General features: G+C 64.0%; 18 protein-coding genes. 11 read left to right on the forward strand and 7 right to left on the reverse strand.

All coding sequences use genetic code 11. The features are described 5' to 3' along the window. The first annotated feature begins 156 nt into the window (after nucleotides 1–156). The 4 genes from rng (at nucleotide 157) to pepA (ending at nucleotide 4,161) form a co-directional block, all read left to right on the forward strand. Nucleotides 157–1,620 (forward strand): ribonuclease G, encoded by a 1,464-nt coding sequence (gene rng, locus AC56LG_RS06890; RefSeq protein WP_497165366.1) that lies wholly within the window; start codon nucleotides 157–159, stop codon nucleotides 1,618–1,620. 8 nt (nucleotides 1,621–1,628) lie between these two features. Further along, nucleotides 1,629–1,853: a hypothetical protein gene (locus AC56LG_RS06895; protein WP_497165367.1), complete on the forward strand. Its 225-nt coding sequence runs from the start codon at nucleotides 1,629–1,631 to the stop codon at nucleotides 1,851–1,853. A gap of 206 nt (nucleotides 1,854–2,059) precedes the next feature. Then, entirely contained in the window at nucleotides 2,060–2,851 is a 792-nt protein-coding gene (locus AC56LG_RS06900) for a sensor histidine kinase (protein WP_497165368.1), read from the forward strand. Between the two features lie 458 nt (nucleotides 2,852–3,309). After that, on the forward strand, nucleotides 3,310–4,161 hold the full coding sequence (gene pepA / locus AC56LG_RS06905; protein ID WP_497165369.1) for a flocculation-associated PEP-CTERM protein PepA: 852 nt from the start codon (nucleotides 3,310–3,312) through the stop codon (nucleotides 4,159–4,161). A 70-nt stretch (nucleotides 4,162–4,231) separates the two neighbouring features. Here the strand turns inward: pepA and AC56LG_RS06910 are convergent, their stop codons facing one another. The 6 genes from AC56LG_RS06910 to AC56LG_RS06935 all read right to left on the reverse strand — a co-directional run bounded on the left by AC56LG_RS06910 (nucleotide 4,232) and on the right by AC56LG_RS06935 (nucleotide 12,878). Next, nucleotides 4,232–4,915 carry an ABC transporter ATP-binding protein gene (locus tag AC56LG_RS06910; protein ID WP_497165370.1) on the reverse strand — a complete coding sequence of 228 codons (684 nt, stop codon included), beginning with the start codon at nucleotides 4,913–4,915 and terminating at the stop codon, nucleotides 4,232–4,234. Beyond that, entirely contained in the window at nucleotides 4,912–5,619 is a 708-nt protein-coding gene (locus tag AC56LG_RS06915) for an ABC transporter permease (protein WP_497165371.1), read from the reverse strand. Before AC56LG_RS06915 ends, AC56LG_RS06910 begins: the two co-directional genes overlap by 4 nt. A gap of 23 nt (nucleotides 5,620–5,642) precedes the next feature. Next, the gene (locus AC56LG_RS06920; RefSeq protein WP_497165372.1) at nucleotides 5,643–6,512 is read right to left on the reverse strand and encodes a formate dehydrogenase accessory sulfurtransferase FdhD; all 870 of its coding nucleotides are present in this window, start codon (nucleotides 6,510–6,512) and stop codon (nucleotides 5,643–5,645) included. After that, nucleotides 6,509–9,310 (reverse strand): formate dehydrogenase subunit alpha, encoded by a 2,802-nt coding sequence (gene fdhF, locus AC56LG_RS06925; RefSeq protein WP_497165373.1) that lies wholly within the window; start codon nucleotides 9,308–9,310, stop codon nucleotides 6,509–6,511. The genes AC56LG_RS06920 and fdhF overlap by 4 nt, the downstream gene beginning before the upstream one ends. A gap of 6 nt (nucleotides 9,311–9,316) precedes the next feature. Continuing rightward, nucleotides 9,317–11,029, reverse strand: coding sequence for an NAD(P)H-dependent oxidoreductase subunit E (locus tag AC56LG_RS06930; protein ID WP_497165374.1), 1,713 nt, complete (start codon nucleotides 11,027–11,029; stop codon nucleotides 9,317–9,319). 208 nt (nucleotides 11,030–11,237) lie between these two features. Further along, the gene (locus tag AC56LG_RS06935) at nucleotides 11,238–12,878 is read right to left on the reverse strand and encodes an OFA family MFS transporter (RefSeq protein WP_497165375.1); all 1,641 of its coding nucleotides are present in this window, start codon (nucleotides 12,876–12,878) and stop codon (nucleotides 11,238–11,240) included. A 121-nt stretch (nucleotides 12,879–12,999) separates the two neighbouring features. Here AC56LG_RS06935 and AC56LG_RS06940 point away from each other — a divergent pair, with 121 nt between their 5' ends. From AC56LG_RS06940 to udk, 6 genes are all read left to right on the forward strand, one after another. Further along, nucleotides 13,000–14,076, forward strand: coding sequence for a substrate-binding domain-containing protein (locus AC56LG_RS06940; protein WP_497165376.1), 1,077 nt, complete (start codon nucleotides 13,000–13,002; stop codon nucleotides 14,074–14,076). Between the two features lie 163 nt (nucleotides 14,077–14,239). Beyond that, entirely contained in the window at nucleotides 14,240–14,794 is a 555-nt protein-coding gene (locus AC56LG_RS06945; RefSeq protein WP_497165377.1) for a PAAR domain-containing protein, read from the forward strand. Between the two features lie 10 nt (nucleotides 14,795–14,804). Further along, complete coding sequence (locus AC56LG_RS06950; protein ID WP_497165378.1) at nucleotides 14,805–15,878, forward strand: DUF2515 family protein; 1,074 nt, start codon at nucleotides 14,805–14,807, stop codon at nucleotides 15,876–15,878. Continuing rightward, nucleotides 15,875–16,570: a hypothetical protein gene (locus AC56LG_RS06955; RefSeq protein WP_497165379.1), complete on the forward strand. Its 696-nt coding sequence runs from the start codon at nucleotides 15,875–15,877 to the stop codon at nucleotides 16,568–16,570. Before AC56LG_RS06950 ends, AC56LG_RS06955 begins: the two co-directional genes overlap by 4 nt. 32 nt (nucleotides 16,571–16,602) lie before the next feature. Further along, nucleotides 16,603–17,106 carry a hypothetical protein gene (locus AC56LG_RS06960; RefSeq protein ID WP_497165380.1) on the forward strand — a complete coding sequence of 168 codons (504 nt, stop codon included), beginning with the start codon at nucleotides 16,603–16,605 and terminating at the stop codon, nucleotides 17,104–17,106. Between the two features lie 236 nt (nucleotides 17,107–17,342). Continuing rightward, the gene (udk, locus tag AC56LG_RS06965; protein WP_497165381.1) at nucleotides 17,343–18,008 is read left to right on the forward strand and encodes a uridine kinase; all 666 of its coding nucleotides are present in this window, start codon (nucleotides 17,343–17,345) and stop codon (nucleotides 18,006–18,008) included. Nucleotides 18,009–18,027: 19 nt separating this feature from the next. Here udk and AC56LG_RS06970 read toward each other — a convergent pair whose 3' ends face one another. Continuing rightward, nucleotides 18,028–18,264: a hypothetical protein gene (locus tag AC56LG_RS06970; protein WP_497165382.1), complete on the reverse strand. Its 237-nt coding sequence runs from the start codon at nucleotides 18,262–18,264 to the stop codon at nucleotides 18,028–18,030. Nucleotides 18,265–18,510: 246 nt separating this feature from the next. Here AC56LG_RS06970 and AC56LG_RS06975 point away from each other — a divergent pair, with 246 nt between their 5' ends. Further along, nucleotides 18,511–20,772, forward strand: coding sequence for a sugar nucleotide-binding protein (locus AC56LG_RS06975; RefSeq protein WP_497165383.1), 2,262 nt, complete (start codon nucleotides 18,511–18,513; stop codon nucleotides 20,770–20,772). Nucleotides 20,773–20,873: the final 101 nt, after the last annotated feature.

Here is a 20,873-nt window from a genome sequence, read left to right on the forward strand (position 1 = left end):
TGGGCACAAGTGCCCACCCTACAACGGCGAAGGGCAAAAGCTTAAGCCGCCATTAACGTCCCGCCTTCGTCCCCTCTCAACCAGCCAGTTCCCCTCCGCCGCCCTTGCCGGGCGTGTATCATGGCACTCTGAACAATATCCCGTGCCCGGCGTGCCATGAACGAAGACATCCTCATCAATATCACTCCGCAGGAAACGCGCGTGGCGCTGGTCTTGCAGGGCGCGGTGCAGGAGTTGCACATCGAACGCACGCTCACGCGTGGCCTGGCCGGCAACGTGTATTCGGGCAAGGTGGTGCGGGTGCTGCCGGGGATGCAGTCGGCTTTCATCGACATCGGCCTCGAGCGCGCCGCCTTCCTGCACGTGGCCGACATCTGGGAAGCGCGGCCGCACGACAATTCGAACACGCCGCCGACGCCGATCGAAAAGCTGCTGTTCGACGGCCAGGTGCTGACGGTACAGGTGATCAAGGATCCGATCGGCACCAAGGGCGCGCGCCTGTCGACGCAGATTTCGATTGCCGGGCGCATGCTGGTCTACCTGCCGCAGGATAACCACATCGGCATCTCGCAAAAGATCGAAAAGGAAGCCGACCGCGAACTGCTGCGCACGCGCATGGGCGGCTTGCTCCCGAGCGACGAAAAAGGCGGCTACATCGTGCGCACCCAGGCCGAGGACGCCTCCGACGCCGACCTGGCCGCCGACATCGATTACCTGCGCAAGACCTGGGCCGCGATCCAGAATGGCGCGCGCACCCGTCCCGCCACCAGCCTCTTGTACCAGGACCTGAACCTGGCCCAGCGCGTGCTGCGCGACTTCGTGCACGACGAGACGGCGACCATCCAGGTCGACTCGCGCGAGAACTACGCCATGCTGGTCGAGTTCGCCAAGATCTACACGCCGAGCGTGCTGGCGCGATTGCAGCACTACACCGGCGAGCGCCCGCTGTTCGACCTGTATGGCGTCGAAGAGGAAATCCTGCGCGCGCTGGGACGCCGCGTCGACCTGAAAAGCGGCGGCTACCTGATCGTCGACCAGACCGAGGCGATGACGACGATCGACGTGAACACCGGCGGCTACGTGGGCGGACGCAATTTCGCCGACACCATTTTCAAGACCAACCTGGAAGCGGCGCATGCGATCGCGCGCCAGTTGCGCCTGCGCAACCTGGGCGGGATCATCATCCTCGACTTCATCGACATGGAAAACAACGAGCACCGCAACCAGGTGCTCGCCGAACTCAAGAAGACATTGGCGCGCGACCGCACCAAGGTATCGGTCAGCAATTTCTCTGCGCTGGGCCTGGTCGAAATGACGAGGAAGCGCACCCGCGAATCGCTTGCCCACATCCTGTGCGAGCCCTGCCCGGCCTGCGCCGGCAAGGGACAAGTCAAAACCTCGCGCACGATCTGCTACGAAATCCTGCGCGAATTGCTGCGCGAAGCCAAGCAGTTCAACCCGCGCGAATTCCGCATCCTCGCCTCGCAGGAAGTGGTCGATCTGTTCCTCGAGGAAGAATCGCAGCACCTGGCGATGCTGGGCGACTTCATCGGCAAGAAGATCTCGCTGCAGGTCGAAAAAGGGTATCACCAGGAACAGTATGACGTGATCCTGATGTGAAGTGACGCATGGAACCGTTCGGGGAGCGCTGGCAGCTGCTGTGGCAGGATATCGGCACCGCGGCGCCCGCCGGCCTGCTCGACGCCCTGCTGGCGGCCTGGCGCGAACCGCAGCGCCATTACCACACACTGCAGCACCTGAAAGAATGCCTTCTCCAGTTCGACGTCCTCGCGACCTGGCCTCGTCCCACTTTTGACACGCATGTGTTGCCTGGTGCTGCGCGCCGATCTTGACTCGCCAGACGAAACTACCTAGCTTCCCAAGCAGGTAGTTGAGCACACGGGTATTCCTCGCGGCGAAATCACTTGTTTTCGATATGGGTACACAACCGTTCAGCCCCAGGAAGGAGATACATGGTCGGCGCCGCACAGACCAGCGCACTTCGCACGGCAGCCATGCGCTCGACGAAAGCGCCACCAACGCTTCCTGCAAAGCGGCCATGTTGCGCCTGACGCAGGACCAGCTGCTGGTCAACCAGGCGCTAGTGGAAAAGATCTCTGACTTCGAACAGACCGAGGCCGCGCTGCGCGCGTCGGAACAAAAGCTGCACGACCTGCTGGCGCACCAGCAGACGGCGCGCGAGAACGAGCGCAAGCGGCTCTCGCGCGAGCTGCACGATACGCTGGGGCAGAACCTGCTGGCGCTGCGCATCGACATCGTCATGCTGTACCAGCAAACGACGCGCCGGCACTACCGCCTGCGCGAGCGCATCGGCGCCGCGCTCGACAACGTCGACGCCATCTTGCGCTCGGTCAGGCAGTTGCTGGACGACCTGCGGCCATCCTGCCTGGAACTCGGCCTGATGGCCACGTTTGACATGGAATTGCGCAAATTTACGCGCGCCAGCGGGATTGCCTGCGAGCTGGCCGGCGAACCCGGCATCGACGAGCTGGTCGTGGACGAGGAAGCATTGCTGACGCTGTACCGGGCGCTGCAGGAATGCCTGAACAATGTGCTGCGCCACTCGCTGGCAAGCCGGGTGAACGTGCGCCTGCACCTCGTGCACGGCATGCTGGCGATGAGTATCGTCGACAATGGCATCGGCTTCGACCCGGCGGCGCCGCGCAAACCGGGCAGCTTCGGCCTGCTCGACCTGCACGAGCGCGTCGGCGGGCATGGCGGCAGCCTGGTCGTCAAAGGCGCGCGCGGGCACGGGACCGAGGTGCTGGTGAACATTCCGCTTCCCGCTGCTTCCCCTGTGGATGTGCCCGGCCAGCCGGCAACCGGATAGCAAACAACCTGGCGCCCAGACTGCTGTTGCCCAACCCCCTGCCGATACCGACCGGGCTGTCCGCCACCTGATCATGCTGCGCTATATCGAATACCAAACGATGCCACGAGGATTAAAAAAATCGTCATGAATCGTGCCTCGCAGCATTCAAATAAGCCTCTTTAATTGCCTACGGTTATCGATTCATTGCTGCTTGTTCGGAATCTGCAACAGGCCGTCTTCTTTCTGCCCGATAAACTTATTTTATGTAAATTCGACCTTTATAATAAGTCCATGCCAAACGGAAACGGCGCGTTGTCGGAATTTCTTACACGTATTTACGACAAACGAAATCGCTTACTCTAAGGTATTGATTTTAAATAATATTTATTTTAGGCATGGCGATTGCTTTACTAAAAGTTTTCTCACCTTCACGACAACCTGTCGAAAGATTAACAATGAATTTCGTTAAGAAACTTATGTGCGCTGCAGCAATGGCGCTGGGCACAACCGGTGCCGCAATCGCGAGTCCGGTGCTCAACAACTGGGTGTTCAACCCCACCGGTACCGGCTTTGGCGGCGGCCAGGTCATCAACGAATACCTGGATATCAACGGTAACGCTTTCATCCAGTTGAACCGGACTGGCAGCACCTCCTTCGAGTTCCGCGAGCATGCCGTCTTCAACGTGCCGCAGGCCGATAGCAATGGCCGGTATTTCCCCATCACTTACCGCGGCGGGAATATCACGGCGACCTTCGAAGCGACCGGCAGCGGCACTTTCGGCGGCGCCTTCACCTTCACCGGCGGCACCATGCGCATGTACCAAAACCCGACCAATGGCCAGTACGCGACCACGACCGGGATTTATGGCGCCAACCTGGGCAACATGATCGCCGAGTTCAACGTGCTGGGCGGCGGCGGCATGGTCGACCAGAATGGCATTCCGACCAACAATGGCCAGGTCAGCGTCTTCGCCGAGGCGGCTGCGGGCATGCTCGACCCCGGCTACTTCTTCAACAGCGCCGGCAAGGACCTGTCGACCGATTCGATCCTGTCGTTCGCGTTTACCAACGCCAACACGCTCGGCTCGCCGACCTCGCGCCTGGTCAGTGAAGTCGCTTGCCAGTTTTCCGGCTTCACCGGTGCGGGCTGCAATGGCAGGACCTATCGTAACCGTCCGGGCGAGTATTTCTTCATCGGTTCGAACGGCCAGTTCAAGCTGGCCGAAGCACCGCGCGACGTGCCGGAGCCTGGTTCGATCGCCCTGTTCGGCATCGCCCTGGCCGCTGCCGGGGCGGTGGCGCGCAAGCGTAAAGCCGTGTCGAAGTAAGCACGACGAAACGAAAAAAAGCGGCTGCGGCCGCTTTTTTTATTGCCTGTCCTTTTTATTTCCTGGCCGCTCAAGGCATGGCGTCGGGTTCGGTCTTGCCGGGCCGGTATTCGAGGTGGCCGTCGCGCAGCTTCAGGCGGCGCACCCCGGGCAGCCCGATCAGGTCGCGGTCGTGGCAGGCCATGACCACCGTGCTGCCCTCCTGCACCAGCGTCGGAATGAGGGCGATCACCTGCTCGCGCGCGGCGCCGTCGAGGTTCGCGGTCGGTTCGTCCAGCAGCAGCAGGCGCGGTTGCAGCACACGCGCGCGCGCCAGCGCCACGCGCTGCTTTTCGCCGCCGGACAGGCGCGCCGGATCGGTGTCGCGCAGGTAGCCGACACCGGCCCAGTCCATCGCCTCGGCGACCAGCGCCGCCACCCGCGCCCGCGGTTCGCCGCGCGCCGCCAGGCCATAGCCGATGTTCTGCGCGACGCTGGTCGAAAACATGACCGGATGCTGGTGCACGTAGACGATGGCGCGACGCAGGGAGGGTGGATACGGGTCAAGAGCGACCGGCTTGCCTTCGAAGACCGCTTGGCCGATCTCGGCGGTGTCCAGGCCCGCCAGGATGCGCAGCAGCGTGCTCTTGCCGACGCCGTTGGCGCCGGTGAGGACATAGGCGCTGGCCGCGTCCAGCGTCAGCGTGTCGATGTCGAACAGCAGGCGTTCGCCATGGCGCTTGCGCAGTCCATGTACCTTGAAAAGCGTATTCATGCACGGCCTCCAGCCGTATGCGCTTCACCCTGCAGCAGCATCAGCGCGCCGTTCATCAACAGCGCCAGCGCGACCAGCACGATGCCCAGCGCGATCCCTTGCGCGAATTCGCCCTTGCTCGTTTCCAGCGCAATCGCGGTGGTGATGGTGCGGGTTTCTCCTTCGATGTTCCCGCCCACCATCAGCGCGCAGCCGACTTCCGAGATCACGCGGCCGAAGCCGCTGATCACGGCCGCCATGACGCCGTAGCGGGCTTCGTGCAGCACGGTGGTCATGACGCGCCAGCGCGAGGCGCCGAGCGCGCGCGCCGTCTCGGCATAGCGCGCATCGAGCGCCTGCACCGCCGCCAGCGTAAACGCCAGCAGCACCGGCAGGCCGACCACGAACTGGCCGGCGATGATGCCCGACTGCGAGAACAGCCATTCCAATGGCCCCAATGGGCCGCGCCGCGACAGCAGCAGATACAGCAGCAGGCCGATCAGCACCGTCGGCAGCGACAGGGCGCACTGCGCCAGCCAGACCGCGATGCGGCGCCCCGGAAAACGGTGCATGGCGATCGCATACCCCAGCAGCACCGCCGGCGGCGTCGCCAGCAGGAGGCCGATGACGCTGGTTTTAATCGAGACCCAGATGATGCGCCAGAGCGCGGCGTCGCCGGAAAACAGCAGCGCGAAGGCGTGCGCCGTGGCGTCGAACAAAGACATGAGGTAATAGAACCCGCGGCCGCTCAGGCGCTGCGCGGATAGTGCGGAACGTCGGCCAGTTCCGGCTCGAACACGAGCCGCTCCTGCCCGGCCAGCAGCAGGAAGTGCCTGCCACTGCAGCGCGCCAGCAGGCTCATGCCGACCTTTTGCGCCACCATGTGCCCCATCTGCGTGGTGCCCGAGCGCGACAGGAGGAAGGGAATGCCCATCTGCGCGCCCTTGATGACCATTTCGGAGGTGAGGCGGCCGGTCGTATAGAACACCTTGTCGGCACCCTCGATCCCCTCCAGCCACATCAGGCCGGCGATCGCATCGACCGCGTTGTGGCGGCCGACGTCTTCGACGAAGTACAGCAACTCGCCCGTGTTCGAGAACAGCGCGCAGCCATGCACCGAGCCGGCCTGCTTATAGATCGACTGCTGGGTGCGGATGGTGTCGACGATGCGGTAGACGACCGACTGGGCCAGCGTCGCCGTCTCGCTCAGGGAAATCGTCTCCACCTCATCCATCAAGCCGCCGAACACCGACCCTTGCCCGCAGCCGGTGGTGACGACCTTTTTCGCCGTGCGCTCTTCGACGTCGGCGATGCCGTTGCGGGTGACCACCGCCACCGCGTCGACCGACCAGTCGACCTGCACCGACACCACGTCGTCGATCGAACGCACCAGGCGCTGGTTGCGCAGGTAGCCCAGCGTCAGCGCTTCGGGCGCGCCGCCGAGGGTCATCAGGGTGACCAGTTCGCGCTTGTCGACGTACACCGTCAGCGGGCGTTCGGCCGGGATCGACATGGTGGAGGCGCGTCCGCGTTCGTCGAGCGCGCTCACCTCGTGGGTGAGGTGGGCGCGGGCATCGGAGAGTTGGGGGCGTGTGGGCGGCAGGTCTGGGCGGTTCATGACACGGATTGTGCCATGCCCGAGAGAATTTGGCCTCCACCATAGCTGGTTTGCTGCGCGACCTCCCCGCCGGGCGTGACCTTGATCGCGCAATATTTGAATTCCGGGATCTTGCCGAACGGGTCGAGCGCGGCGTTGGTCAGCCTGTTGATCGCCGCTTCGTAGTAGCAGAACGGCACGAAGATCGCCCCGACCGGCGAACTGTCGTCGGCGCGCGCCCACAACACCACTTCGCCGCGGCGCGACGCGATCGTGATCGGCGCACCGGGCGCAATGCCCAGGCGTTCCAGGTCGAGCGGGTGGACGAGGGCCACCGGATCGGGTTCGATCGCATCGAGCACGGTGGCGCGCCGGGTCATGCTGCCGGTATGCCAGTGCTCCAGCTGGCGGCCGGTGATCAGCACCATCGGGTACTCGCTGTCCGGGCGCTCGTCGGCCGGAATGATGTCGGCCGGGACGAAACGCGCCCTGCCCCCTTCGCGCGGGAACAGTTCGGTAAACACCACCGGCTGGCCGACGTCGCCTTCGTTCATGCACGGGTAGACCACGGCGCCATTCCTTTCCAGGCGCTCCCAGGTGATGCCGCCGATGCTGGCCATCGTGTGGCGCATCTCGTCGAACACTTCCGACACGTGGCCGTAGTTCCACGGCAGGCCGAGACGGTTCGCGATCTGCCCGATGATCCACAGGTCCTGCTTCGCCTCGCCCGGCGGATCGATCGCTTGCCGGCCCAGCTGCACCAGGCGGTCGGTATTGGTAAACGTGCCGGTCTTTTCCGGGAAGGCGGAGGCCGGCAGGATCACGTCGGCGAGATACGCGGTCTCGGTCAGGAAGATGTCCTGCACCACCAGGTGCTCCAAGGCCGCCAGCGCGGCGCGCGCGTGGTTGGCGTCGGGGTCGGACATGGCCGGATTTTCGCCCATGATGTACATGCCGCGGATTTGCCCGTGGTCGATCGCGTCCATGATCTCGACCACGGTCAGGCCGGGCTTCGGATCGAGCTTGCTGCCCCAGGCGGCTTCGAAGCGTTCGCGCGCGGCCTGGTTGTCGACGCGCTGGTAGTCCGGCAGCATCATCGGGATCAGGCCGGCGTCGGACGCGCCCTGCACGTTGTTCTGGCCGCGCAGCGGATGCAGGCCCGTGCCGGGACGGCCGATCTGGCCCGTCATCAGCGCCAGCGCGATCAGGCAGCGCGCATTGTCGGTGCCGTGCACGTGCTGCGAAATGCCCATGCCCCACAGGATCATCGAGGCTTTCGAGCTCGCATACAGACGCGCCACGTAGCGGATGGTGTCGGCATCGATGCCGCAGATGGGCGCCATCGCTTCCGGGCTGTACTCGGCCACGTTCTTTTCCAGGTCTTCATAACCGACCGTGCGGCTGGCGATGAAGTCCTGGTCGACCAGGCGTTCGCTGACGATCACATGCATCATCGCATTGAGCAGCGCGACGTCGGTGTCGGGCTTGAATTGCAGGTAGCGGTGCGCGTGGCGCGCCAGCTCGGAGCGGCGCGGATCGAGCAGGATCAGTTTGGCGCCGGTACGCACCGCGTTCTTGATCCAGGTGGCCGCCACCGGGTGGTTCACGGTCGGGTTGGCGCCGATGACGACGATGACTTCGGCGCGCGTGACGTCCATCACCGGGTTCGACACCGCGCCGGAACCGATCCCTTCCAGCAGGGCCGACACCGAGGAAGCGTGGCACAGGCGCGTGCAATGGTCGACGTTGTTCGTGCCGAAGCCGGTACGCACCAGCTTCTGGAACAGATACGCCTCTTCGTTGCTGCCCTTGGCCGAACCGAAGCCGGCCAGCGCGTCGCCGCCGTGGGCGTCGCGGATCTGCGCCAGCTTGCCGCCGGCCAGCGCCAGCGCCTCTTCCCAGCTCGCTTCGCGGAAGACATCCAATACGCGGTCCGGGTCCATCACGAAGTCGCCCGTCTTCGGCATGCCTGCGCGGCGGATCAGCGGCTTGGTGAGGCGATGCGGGTGGTGGGCGTAGTCGAAGCCATAGCGCCCCTTGACGCACAGGCGGCCCAGGTTGGCCGGGCCGTCGCGCCCTTCGACGTACAGGATCTTGTTGTCCTTGATGTTGTAGGTCAGCTGGCAGCCGACGCCGCAATACGGACAGACCGAATCGACCTGTTTATCGGGGATGTTCAGCGCCACTTCGCGCGCCGGCATCAGGGCGCCGGTCGGGCAGGCTTGCACGCATTCGCCGCAGGCCACGCAGGTGGAATTGCCCATCGGGTCGTCCTGGTCGAACACGATCTTTGCATTCTCGCCGCGGAAGGCCAGGCCGATGACGTCGTTCACCTGCTCGTCGCGGCAGGCGCGCACGCAGCGCGTGCACTGGATGCAGGCGTCGAGGTTGACGGTGATGGCCGCGTGCGATGCATCGACCTGGGGCTGGGCACGCGTGGAAGGGAAGCGCGGCTTGCCGACACCGAGCTTTTCGGCCCAGAGGTCGACTTCGTTCTTCCTCGTGTACTCGGCTTCGGGCATGTCGGCCAGCAGCAGTTCGAGCACCATCTTTTGCGCCGTGACGGCGCGGGCACTGTCGGTCGTCACCTTCATGCCGGCGCTCGGGGTGCGGCAGCAGGATGGCGCCAGCGTGCGTTCGCCGGCGATTTCGACCATGCAGGAGCGGCAGTTACCGACGGCTTCGTAGCCTTCCTTGTAGCACAGGCGCGGAATTTCGATGCCTTCGCGGGCGGCGACTTCGATGATGGTCTCGTGCGGCAGCGCCGCCACGGCGTGGCCGTTGAGTTCGAATGTGACGGTGGGCGTATTTGCGTTCATGATGGATTACCTTTCCAGCTCGTGCGGGAAGTACTTGATGACGCAGTCGAACGGATTCGGCGCCGCCTGGCCGAGGCCGCAGATCGACGCGTCGCGCATGACCTGCGACAGTTCGCCCAGCAAGGGAACGTCCCAGACCGGCTTGTTGATGATGTCGAGCGCCTTGGCGGTACCGTTGCGGCAGGGCGTGCACTGGCCGCAGGACTCGTCCTTGAAAAAAGCCAGCGTGTTGCGCGCGGCGGCGGTGGCGGTGTCGTGCTGCGACAGCACGACCACGGCGGCCGAGCCGATGAAGCAGCCGTAGGGTTGCAAGGTATCGAAGTCGAGCGGAATGTCGCCCATGGCGGCCGGCAGGATGCCGCCCGAGGCGCCGCCCGGCAGGTAGGCATAAAAACTGTGGCCTTCCTGCATGCCGCCGCAGTATTCGTCGATCAGTTGCGTAATCGTGATGCCGGCCGGCGCCAGCTTGACGCCCGGTTCGCGCACGCGGCCCGAGACCGAGAACGAGCGCAGGCCGCGGCGGCCGTTGCGGCCAAAGCTGGCGAACCAGTCGCCGCCGCGTTCCAGGATCTCACGCACCCAGTGCAGCGATTCGAAATTGTGTTCCAGCGTCGGCCGCCCGAACAGGCCGACCTGCGCCACGTAGGGTGGACGCAATCTCGGCATGCCGCGCTTGCCCTCGATCGATTCGATCATGGCCGACTCTTCGCCGCAGATGTAGGCGCCGGCGCCGCGGCGCAGGTAGATTGGCGGCATGCCCTGCAGCGGCGGGTCGGCGCGCAACTTGTCCAGTTCGGCTTCGAGCATGGCGCGGCAGCCGTGGTATTCGTCGCGCAGATAAATGTAGATGGCCTCGATGCCGACCGCCCAGGCGGCGATCAGGGCGCCTTCCAGGAAGCGGTGCGGGTCGCGTTCCAGGTACACGCGGTCCTTGAAGGTGCCGGGTTCGCCTTCGTCGATGTTAATCGCCATCAGGCGCGGGCCGGCTTCGGCGCGCACGATGCGCCACTTGCGGCCCAGCGGGAAGCCTGCGCCGCCCAGGCCGCGCAGGCCGGAGGCTTCCAGTGTCTTGATGACGTCCTCAACGTCGTGCTCGCCGGCGACGCAGGCGCGCAGCAGTTGATAGCCGCCGTCCTTGCGGTAATCCATGAAACCGATGTGGTCCGTCACCGCATCCGTGGTCTGGCCGGCGGCGGCTTTCGCCACGATCGTCTCGACGCTGGCATTCGGAATTGCATGCTGTCCCACCACCGCCGCCGGCGCCTGCTCGCAGCGGCCGATGCAGGGCGCTTCCAGCAAGCGCACCTCGCGCCCGAGCAGCGCCGGCAGCCTGGCCAGCAGTTCGCGGGCACCCGCCATCTCGCACGACAGGCCGGCGCAGACGCGCACGGTCAGTACAGCCGGGGCCGATTGGCCCTCTTTCACCACGTCGAAGTGGTGGTAGAACGTGGCGACCTCGTAGACCTCGGTTTGCGCGAGGCGCATTTCCTGGGCCAGCGCGGCCATGTGGGCGCTGGACAGGCAGCCGAAGTGGTCTTGCAGCTTGTGCAGGTGTTCGATCAGCAGGTCGCGCTGGCGCGACTCGGTGCCGAGCAGCGCCTGGACGTCGGCCAGTGCTTGCGGGTCGACGCGGCGGCCCTTCGGGGCTTCGCGCTTGCGCTGGCGGCTGGCGCCGTCAATGTTGCCAATGCGGGCAATCGGGATGATGGGGTGGTTCATGGTGCGTCCCAGGTTGTGATGCGTGTTGCGTTGGTTTGTCGTGGCGATGTTGGTGTTTCGAGCGGTGTACGCGGGCATGCCGCCCTACGCTACGCCCGGCCCGTGGTGCCGGTCCGCGGCGGTGGTCGACCGCGAACCGTGGCGTTAATCCGTGGCGGTGGTACACCGTAGGGCGGGCATGCCCGCCTGCACGCCGCCCGCACAGCGATTACTTGAAGAGCACCGCCGCCTTCTGCAGCGTCACCCACACCCCGAACATCAGCGGAATGCCGACCGCCAGCCAGGCAAACAGCGCCACCGCCGGGCTCGATGCCACGCCGGCGCCGCTGGCGCCGCCTCGGGCGCCGCCCATGGCGCTGACGTCGCGTTCGTGGGCCAGCTTCTTCTCCGCCGCCAGCTCGGCATCGGTCATGAAATGCTTGTCGGCCAATGGACGGATCATCGTGTTGAGCACGATGCCCACCACGATCAGGCCGGCCAGCACGTACATCGTCACGTCGTACGCCTGTGCCTTCGGCACGCCGTGGGCGATCTGGTACTCGCGGATGTAGTTGATCAGGATCGGACCAAGCACACCGGCGGCGGCCCAGGCGGTCAGCAGGCGGCCGTGGATCGCGCCCACCATCTGGGTGCCGAACAGGTCGGCCAGGTAAGCAGGCACAGTGGCAAAGCCGCCGCCGTACATCGACAGGATGATGCAGATGAAGCCGACGAACAGGGCCAGCTGGCCGGCATGCGCCATCGACGGAATCGATGCATACAGTATGAACCCGAGGACCAGGAAAATGAAGTAGGTCGCCTTGCGGCCGATGTAGTCCGAGCACGAAGCCCAGGCGAAGCGCCCGCCGATATTGAACAGCGACAGCAGGCCGGTGAAGCCGGCGGCAATCGCCGCGATCTGCCCCTTCTGCGCGGCGTCGAGTTCGTTGAAACCGAGGTCGACGCCGATCAGGCGCCCGCCGAACACTTCCTGCAGTAGCGGCGAGGCCATGCCGAGGATGCCGATGCCGGCCGAGACGTTCAGGAACAGCACGCCCCAGATCAGCCAGAACTGCGGAATGCCCCAGACCCGGCTGGCGTGCACGTGGCGCGAGGTGATCATCGTGTTGGCGCTTTGCGCCGGCGGGGTCCAGCCGGCCGGCTTCCAACCGGTGGCGGGCACGCGGTAGGTCAGCGCGCCGGCCACCATGAAGACGAAATAGATCGCGGCCAGGGCCAGGAAGGTTTCCCAGACGCCGACCGAGGTGGCGGTGGCGAAGTGCTTCATCAGCTTGTCGGCCAGCGGCGCGCCGATCATGGCGCCGCCACCGAAGCCCATGATGGCCATGCCGGTCGCCATGCCGCGCCGGTCCGGGAACCATTTGATCAGCGTCGACACCGGCGAAATGTAGCCGAGGCCGAGGCCAATGCCGCCGATGACGCCGGAACCGAGCCACATCAGCCAGATCTGGTGCGTGTAGATGCCGAAGGCGGAGATCACCAGCCCGCCACACCAGCATACCGCCGAGACGAGGCCGGCCTTGCGCGGACCGGCATGCTCGAGCCAGCCGCCGAACAGCCACGCGGCCAGGCCCAGGAAGACGAAGAACAGCGTGAACATCCAGCCGAGCATCGAGATCTTCCAGTCGCAGGTGGTGGAAAAGATCTCGGCCATGAAGCCCATGTCGGCGGCGCAGGCCACCGGATCGTTGATGCCGATCGCTTTCGACAGCGGCAGCCAGAACACCGAAAAGCCATACGCCATGCCGATGCACAGGTGGATCGCCAGCGCCGCCGGCGGTACCAGCCAGCGATTGAAACCCGGTCCCGCGATCGTGCGTTCCTTGCTCAGAAAATCAAACAACCCCATTGTCCCCTCCAGTTTTTTATGTTCCTGAATATGCTTTTTTAAGCATATCTATCAGGCATTTATTATTGCTTTCCGAGGGTATCATGATGTTTTTGGCACTGAAATAGGCTATTTTCAGCATATGCTCACCGTTCACATCCGCCCGCACTGGGAAATCAGTGTCAAGGGAGAAGTGCCGCTCGACATGGCCAACCTGCTCGGCCTGCTGCTGTCGATCCAGGACACCGGTTCCATCGCCCAGGCGGCGCGAAGCGTCGGCCTGTCCTACCGCTATGCCTGGGGCCTGTTGCGCGCGGCGGAAAGCCTGTTCGGCACGCAGTTGCTGCAGACCGGACGCGGGCGCGGCACGCTGCTGACGCCGCTGGCGCAAAAGCTGGTCTGGGCCGACCGCCGCATCGCCGCGCGCCTGTCGCCCACCCTGCACAGCCTGGCCTCGGAACTGGAAGCGGAACTGGGGCGCATCACGGCCAATACCATCCGCACCCTGCGCATGGATGCCAGCCATGGTTTCGCGGTAGCCGCGCTGACCGGCTGCATCGACCGCGACGCCTTGCCGCTCGACCTGCGCTACCGCACCAGCACCGACGCCGTGGCGGCGCTGGCGCGGCGCGAATGCGACCTGGCCGGCTTCCACATTCCGCTGGGGCGCTTCGAGGCGCAAACGACGGCCTGGTATTTGCGCTGGCTCGATCCGAACCTGCACTGCCTGGTGCGCGTGGCCGGGCGCCAGCAGGGGCTGATCGTGGCGCGCGATAATCCACTGCGCATCCGCGGCCTGGCCGACCTGGCGCGGCCCGAAGTGCGTTTCGTGAACCGCCAGGCCGGCTCGGGCACGCGCATGCTGCTCGAGATGATGCTGGCGGCCGACGGCCCGCCGCCCGAATCGCTCAACGGTTTCAACAGCGCCGAGTTCACCCATTCGGCGGTGGCGGCCTACATCGCCAGCGGCATGGCCGACGCCGGCTTCGGCATGCAGGCCGCTGCCGCCCAGTTCAAGCTCGACTTCCTGCCGCTGGTGCGCGAACATTATTATTTTGCACTGCGCCGCGACGCCGTCGACGAGCCGGCCATGCGCCAGTTGTTCGAGGTGATGCGCAATCCGTCCTACCACCGGCTGGTGGCCGCCCTGCCCGGCTACGACGCGGCCGGCACCGGCGAACTGGTTTCGATCGCCGAGGCATTTTCGCTGCGAACGTAATAGGCGTTCGGTGCCGGCGACGCTTGTGCGCAACCGTGGTCTTTGCAGGCCTTTCCTGTAGCTGCCTTCTCTCGACATGACATGCCTGCGCTTGCGCAAACGAGCAGCCTCTCCCATCGCTAGATTGGAGTCTTCGCCAACACGACGAGATGACGAGGACGCCATGGTCGACAGATATTTCATCACACTCGGTGCCGCGACGTCGGCCGGCGGCAAGGTCACGTCCGGCAGCCGCTTCCGAACCATCAACGAGGTGCCGGTGGCGGTCGCGGGCGACAGCTGCTGGTGTCCCGTCTGCCTGTCGGAAGGCGTCATCGTGCCCGACGGCACGCGCCTGGACGAAACGGCCGACGGCCGCCTGGTGGCCCTGCACGACGACCTGTGCGTCTGCAAATGCAGCCCGCCGCCGCGCCTGGTCGCAGCGCAAACCTTCATGTGCCAATCGATCGACGGCGACTGGTACGCCGGCAAAGCGGCCGCCGCCACGGAGGCGGCGGCGCGCGCCAACGCGGCCGGGCTCGATGCCGACGACGCCGACCTGCTGCCGCTCATCCTGCTCGATCCGGACACGCTGCAGCCGCTGGACACCGGCTCGTACCGGCTCGACCTGGCGCAGGGGACGGTTGCGGATCTGCTCGACGACATGGGCCGCACCGAACCGCTCGCGCCCGCGCAGCGGACCGGCGCCGTGACCTGGCAGGTGGACGACGCCGGCTGAGGGGCGCCCGATGCAGGCCCGTTACGTCCCCGGTGCACCGAACCCCTGGTTCCCCAGGCACAAGTACCACGGCATTCCCATCAACCGCAACATCAAGCCGCTCGCCGAGTGCAAGTTGCACCACTGCGTCGGCCCGGCGGCCACCGTGGAAAAGGCGATCGGCGTCCCGATCCTGACGCCGGAACACCTGTGGGGCACCTTCCAGGTCGAAGCCGAACACATCCTCACCATCGACGGCAGCCTGGAAGGCAACGACCGCGAGCGCAACCGGCGCATCAATGCGGCGTATGCGAAGTTATGGCTGGCCGATAACCGCTTCCAGTGGGCGGGACTGGCGGCGTTCGCGTCGAAGCAGGTTGGGTGCGGGTTGCTGCATTCGGCCGAAACGCTCGACAAGAATCGGCGCGCGCGCGAAGACCTTGCGCATTCGATTGCCGCGGCCATGCCGGGGGCGGAGGCGGCGGTCGGGATGCAGGCGGCGACCGAGGCTGGCGCGGCATACATGTTTCAGAAGCTGGGCTTCGGAAATGCGCATCTGTTTTTGGATATTTATCCGCTGCACAGGTTTTTTATGGAGCGGGGGTGGAAAGATTTTGAGACCTACTTAAAAAGAAGATATAGCGAGAAACATTCAGTGCATTGGGCGGTTAGCAGAAACAAGCTGCGCTTCGGAATACCATTCATCGAGATTCGTGACGCGTTTGAACAGATCGAACACGGAAATCTCGCGCGTAGTGTTGAAATCTTGGCTCAGCATGAGCAAGTGAACATTCTCCAGAAAATTATATACGACGACGAGGTGCTGCAAAAGCTCCTTGCCATGAATCAGTATGCGTGGGCAACTGGATTTCCAACTGGAGACTATATGGAAATCAAATTGACCCTGTCGGCCGAATGTCGAGCGAGCACGGGCTTCACCTCATGGTTCTCGCGGGCCAAAGATGCCAAGCTTTGGTTGGCTGCCGAGCGCATGCAATTCGTGAATCAGGCTGCGAAACAATTTGACCAACTTCTGAACAGTGCAGAGCGGCCTCGTGTCGAAAAGTCGATCCGTGCAATTGCCGCCGGCGGAGGCGTGGTATGAAAGGTCGGTATCGCATCTTGGCCGTTTTGGCTGGCTTTATCGTCCTGGCTATCGGTTGGCAATCGCGCCCCCCTAAGCCAACCATCCTCTCATTTCGCCCGGGGCAAGCTTTTGAGGGGGTAGTTAAAGACTCGACCTTCCCGGTCCTGGAGCGCTCGAGTCCGCCGGACCCCGAAACCGGCTGGGGTGGGATTTGGGTTACGGAGCCGGCCGTTATCATCCGCCTCAATGACGTCCAACATGGATTCACGCTGCCGCCGACAAAGTTTGCTGCGCTCAGTATCCAGCGAAACGTAGCCGCCACGCTCGCTACATCGCCCATGCTTGAGGAGCTATCCTTCGACCAAGCCGTTGCCGTTCTGGAAAACCTGCAAGATCAATTCAAGGCAGGAGGCTGGCAGCCATGGGCAGACGACGACAGTACGTGGTTCGACCTGACGCCAGAAGGCAGGAAGCGCCTGTATGCACGGATGTTCGAGCCCGGATACGCAGAGGAGGCAAGCTTGCGTATTCCCGATCTGTACGGCATGGTCTTTCGGCTCAAATGTACCGAAGGCTGCTGGACACGTGAGCCGCCCTACAAATTCCTTATCGATGTTGGTGTCGGCCGCGATGTATTCGGATCAGAAAAAGGAGCTCCCATGCTGTGGGACCCGTCTCATCCGGCTGCCAGTCGCAGGGGTATGAAGTGAGGCCATCCCGTTCTCATCTCGCCGTCGGGTCTATGGCCATTGTCGCCATTGTTTGGTGGCATTCACGCCCTCCCGAGCCGACCGTTCTGGCGTTCCGCCTTGGCCAGACCTTCGAGCAAGTTGCCAAGGATTCTAGCTATCCAGTGATGGAACGCTCAAACCGACCCGCCGACGACACAGATAATAAGTTCGGCGCGACCTGGGTTACAGAACCGGCCGTGATTATCCGTTTTACCGATCCGAAACACGGCTTCACGCTGCCACCGACCAAGTTCGCTGCGCTTACCTTCTCGCAAAACCAGGCAGTCTCGCTTGCTACTTCACCGATGTTGGATCCGCTGCCTTTCGACGAGGCCGTCCTCATCCTGGAAAACCTGCAGAACCAATTCAAAGCGGGCGGTTGGGAGCCCTGGGTCAAGGACGACAGTACCTGGTTCGACCTGACACCAAAGGAAAGAAGCGGTTATACGCACGCATGTTCAGGCCCGGATACATGGAAACAGCAAGTGTGCGCGTTCCATAAATGTACGGAATGACCTTCCGGCTGAAATGTACCGAAGGCTGCTGGACGCGAGAACCTCCTTACCTGTTTCTCATCGATATAGGGGTAGGCGGCGATGTTTATGGTTGGAAGCCAGGGGATCCGGTACGGTGGGAACGCCCCGAGAATGCGGCCATCGGCAGCAGCGTGCAATGAAGACGCGCCATCGCCCACTACCCACTTTTCGGCGAACAGCCTGCAGTCCTGTCGCCGCTCCGGTATCATGCGGGGATGAATGAGATTTCTTCCCTCCCTTCTTCTCTTCCCTCATCTTTTCCCTTCGTCATTGGTGTCGCCGGCGGCAGCGGCAGTGGCAAGTCGACGGTGACCCAGCAGGTGCTGGCGTCGTTCGGCACCGAGATGGTGTCGGTGGTAATGCAGGACGATTACTACCGCGACCAGTCCGACCTGACCCCGGAAGTGCGGCGCAAGCAGAATTACGACCATCCGCAGGCCTTTGACTGGCCGCTGCTGGTCCAGCATGTGCGCGCTTTGCGCAATGGCGAAGCGATCGAGATGCCGGAGTACGACTTCACGATCGACAACCGCTCGGACCGCACCATTCCAGTGAAACCGGCGCCGGTGATCGTGATCGAGGGCTTGTTCGCCCTGTATGACGCGGATCTGCGCAAGATGATGTCGCTGAAGATCTTTGTCGACACCGCCGCCGACGTGCGCTTCATCCGCCGCATGCAGCGCGATATCACCGAACGTGGCCGCACGGTGGAGAGCATCGTCAGCCAGTACCTGGAAACCGTGCGCCCGATGCACAAGCAATTCATCGAGCCGACCAGGCGCCAGGCCGACGTCATCCTGCCGCACGGCGCGAATGGCCCGGCGATCGACGTGATCACCACCAAGGTGGCCAGCGTCATCGGCCAGCTGAAGCAGTCCTGATTGTTACGGCGGCCGTGCCTCAGCGCCGCCGCTTTTTCCAGTCGTAATCCGGCCCTGTCACGTCCACCCCGGGGTGTCCCACCGACTCCGGGTGCTCGGAACACATCGTGATGAAGCGCACGCCCTCGCCCGCGCGCTGGCGCCGCCGCAAATCTTCCATGAAGCCCATGGCCTTGACCATTTCGTCGGTGCCGAATCCTTGCGCATGGGGACGGCAATCCGTTTCCTCAATAATCGTCCAATACACCATATACATGAGCTACTCCCGCGCCTTCGTTTTGACGGAATTGCTGAATAAACAATAATGTGACAATTCTGCACGTGCCCGCCGAACAGAAGCGCACGATTTCGATGCAGATAGGCGATATTTAGCAGAGGAAATGGATGTTAAGCTAAAAAGTAGGACTAGTCCGAAATGTCACTTATATGTTAGCCGATTCACATAACAGCCTGCGCTGGGCCGCTAGGCTGGAGCCTGTCTTCATCAAAGCAGGTAGATCTCATGAACATCAACAAGCAAATCCAGCCAGATACCGCACCCGAGCTGGCGCTTTGGGGCGGACTCGAATGCACGGTCAACCGTGTACGCGACAATTACTTCAGCCAGATGGAACGCAATGGCCACGTCGGCCGTCTGCAAGACATCGAACGCTTCGCCTCCCTCGGCATCAAGGCCATCCGCTATCCCGTCCTGTGGGAATGCGTGGCTCCCGATCGCATCGAGGATGCCGACTGGTCCTGGTCCGACGAGCGCCTGCCGGTGCTGCAGAGCCTGGGCGTGACCCCGATCGTCGGCCTGCTGCACCATGGCAGCGGTCCGCGTCACACCAGCCTGGTCGATGCCGACTTTCCCGAAAAGCTCGCCGAATACGCCGGCGCGGTAGCCCGCCGCTACCCGTGGGCCGAGTATTACACCCCGGTCAACGAACCACTGACCACAGCGCGCTTTTCAGGCTTGTATGGCGTCTGGTACCCGCATGGCGAGTCCCACGAGATCTTTATCCGTGCCCTGATCGGCGAATGCCGCGGCACGGTGCTGGCGATGCGCGCCATCCGCGCAGTCAATCCGGACGCCAAGCTGGTGGCGACCGACGACCTGTCGAAAACCTACGGCACGCCGGAGATGCAGGAACTGGTCGACTTCTTCAACGAGCGGCGCTGGCTGGGCTGGGACATGCTGTGCGGGATGATCGACGAGAATCACAAGATGTATGGCTACTTGATCGACTCCGGCGCCACGCCGGAAGAACTGCAATGGTTCCGCGACAACCCCTGCCCGCCCGACATCGTCGGCGTCAACTACTACGCGACCAGCGAGCGCTGGATCGACCACCGCCGCGAGCGCTATCCGGAAAGCCGCTGGGGCAGCTACGACGGCCAGCTATTCGCCGACATCGAAACCCCGCGCGCGCTGGCCACGCCGACCCCGGGCATCGGGCCGCTCCTGCAGGAATGCTGGGAACGCTACGGCTTGCCGATCGCGGTCACCGAAGCCCACATCGACGCCAACCGCGAAGACCAGATGCGCTGGCTGGTCGAGATCTGGAACGCCGCAAAGAAGGTGCGTGAGAAAGGTACCGACGTGCGCGCCGTCACCGTCTGGGCCCTGCTCGGTTCCTACGACTGGAACTGCCTGGTCACTGAATGCCGCGGCTACTACGAACCGGGCCCGTTCGACGTGCGCGGCCCCGAACCGCGTCCGACCGCCGTCGCCAACCTGATGCGCGAACTGTCCTCGGGACGCCCGCTGACCAATCCGGTGCTGCAGGGTGAAGGCTGGTGGCGCCGTCCGGACCGCTTCATGTGCAAACCGGTTGCCACCCGCACCGCCGTGGCGGACTTCGCGGTGCGCAGCCAGTTCAAGTCGGCCCACGTGCAGCCGATCCTGATCACCGGCGCCACCGGCACCCTGGGTTCGGCCTTCGCGCGCATCTGCAAGAAGCGCAACCTGGCCTGCCACGTGCTGACGCGCGAGGACATGGACATCACCGACCCGGCCTCGGTCGAAGCGGCGATCCAGCACTTCAAACCCTGGGCGATCATCAACGCCGGCGGCTACGTGCGCGTCGACGATGCCGAAACCGACGTCGAGAACTGCATGAACGGCAATACGCTCGGACCGAACATCCTGGCCCTGGCCTGCATCCGCCATGCGCTGCGCTTCATGACCTTCTCGTCCGACCTGGTGTTCGACGGCGCCAAGGACACCCCTTACCTCGAGTCCGACCCGGTGGCGCCGCTGGGCGTGTACGGCCGCAGCAAGGCCGAAGCTGAACTGCGCGTGCTGGAAGCCGACCCGCAGGCACTGATCATCCGTACCAGTTCGTTCTTCGGTCCCTGGGACCGGCACAACTTCGTGACGCAGGCCCTGGCCGCGATGAAGGCCGGCCAGCCGTTCACGGCCTCGAACGACCTGGTGGTGACGCCGACCTACGTGCCCGACCTGGTCAACGCCAGCCTCGACCTGATGATCGACCGCGAACGCGGCGTCTGGCATCTCACCAATAGCCAGCCCGTGACCTGGGCCGACCTGGCGCGCAAGGCCTGCGAGGTGGCCGGTGTCGAGCCGCGCACGCTGGAAGAGCGGCCGGCGACGGAACTGGGTTATGTGGCGGTACGTCCGCACTACTCGGCCCTGGGCAGCGAACGCGGCATGCTGCTGCCCTCGCTCGAGGATGCGCTGGCGCGCTACATCAAGGCGCTCGAAGAGCACGCGGCCGACGATGGCGAACTGGCCGGGGAAGCGGCGCATTACGCGAGCTGATTGTTCAGTCAGCGCCGGGCTGCGTGTCCGGCGTTATACGTTGCGGGTAGGTTGATGCAAGAACGCGTGGAGTCAGGACTCCACCCTACGATTCGCCGCTG

It is taken from the genome of Telluria sp. ZB2R32, from assembly GCF_059685715.1.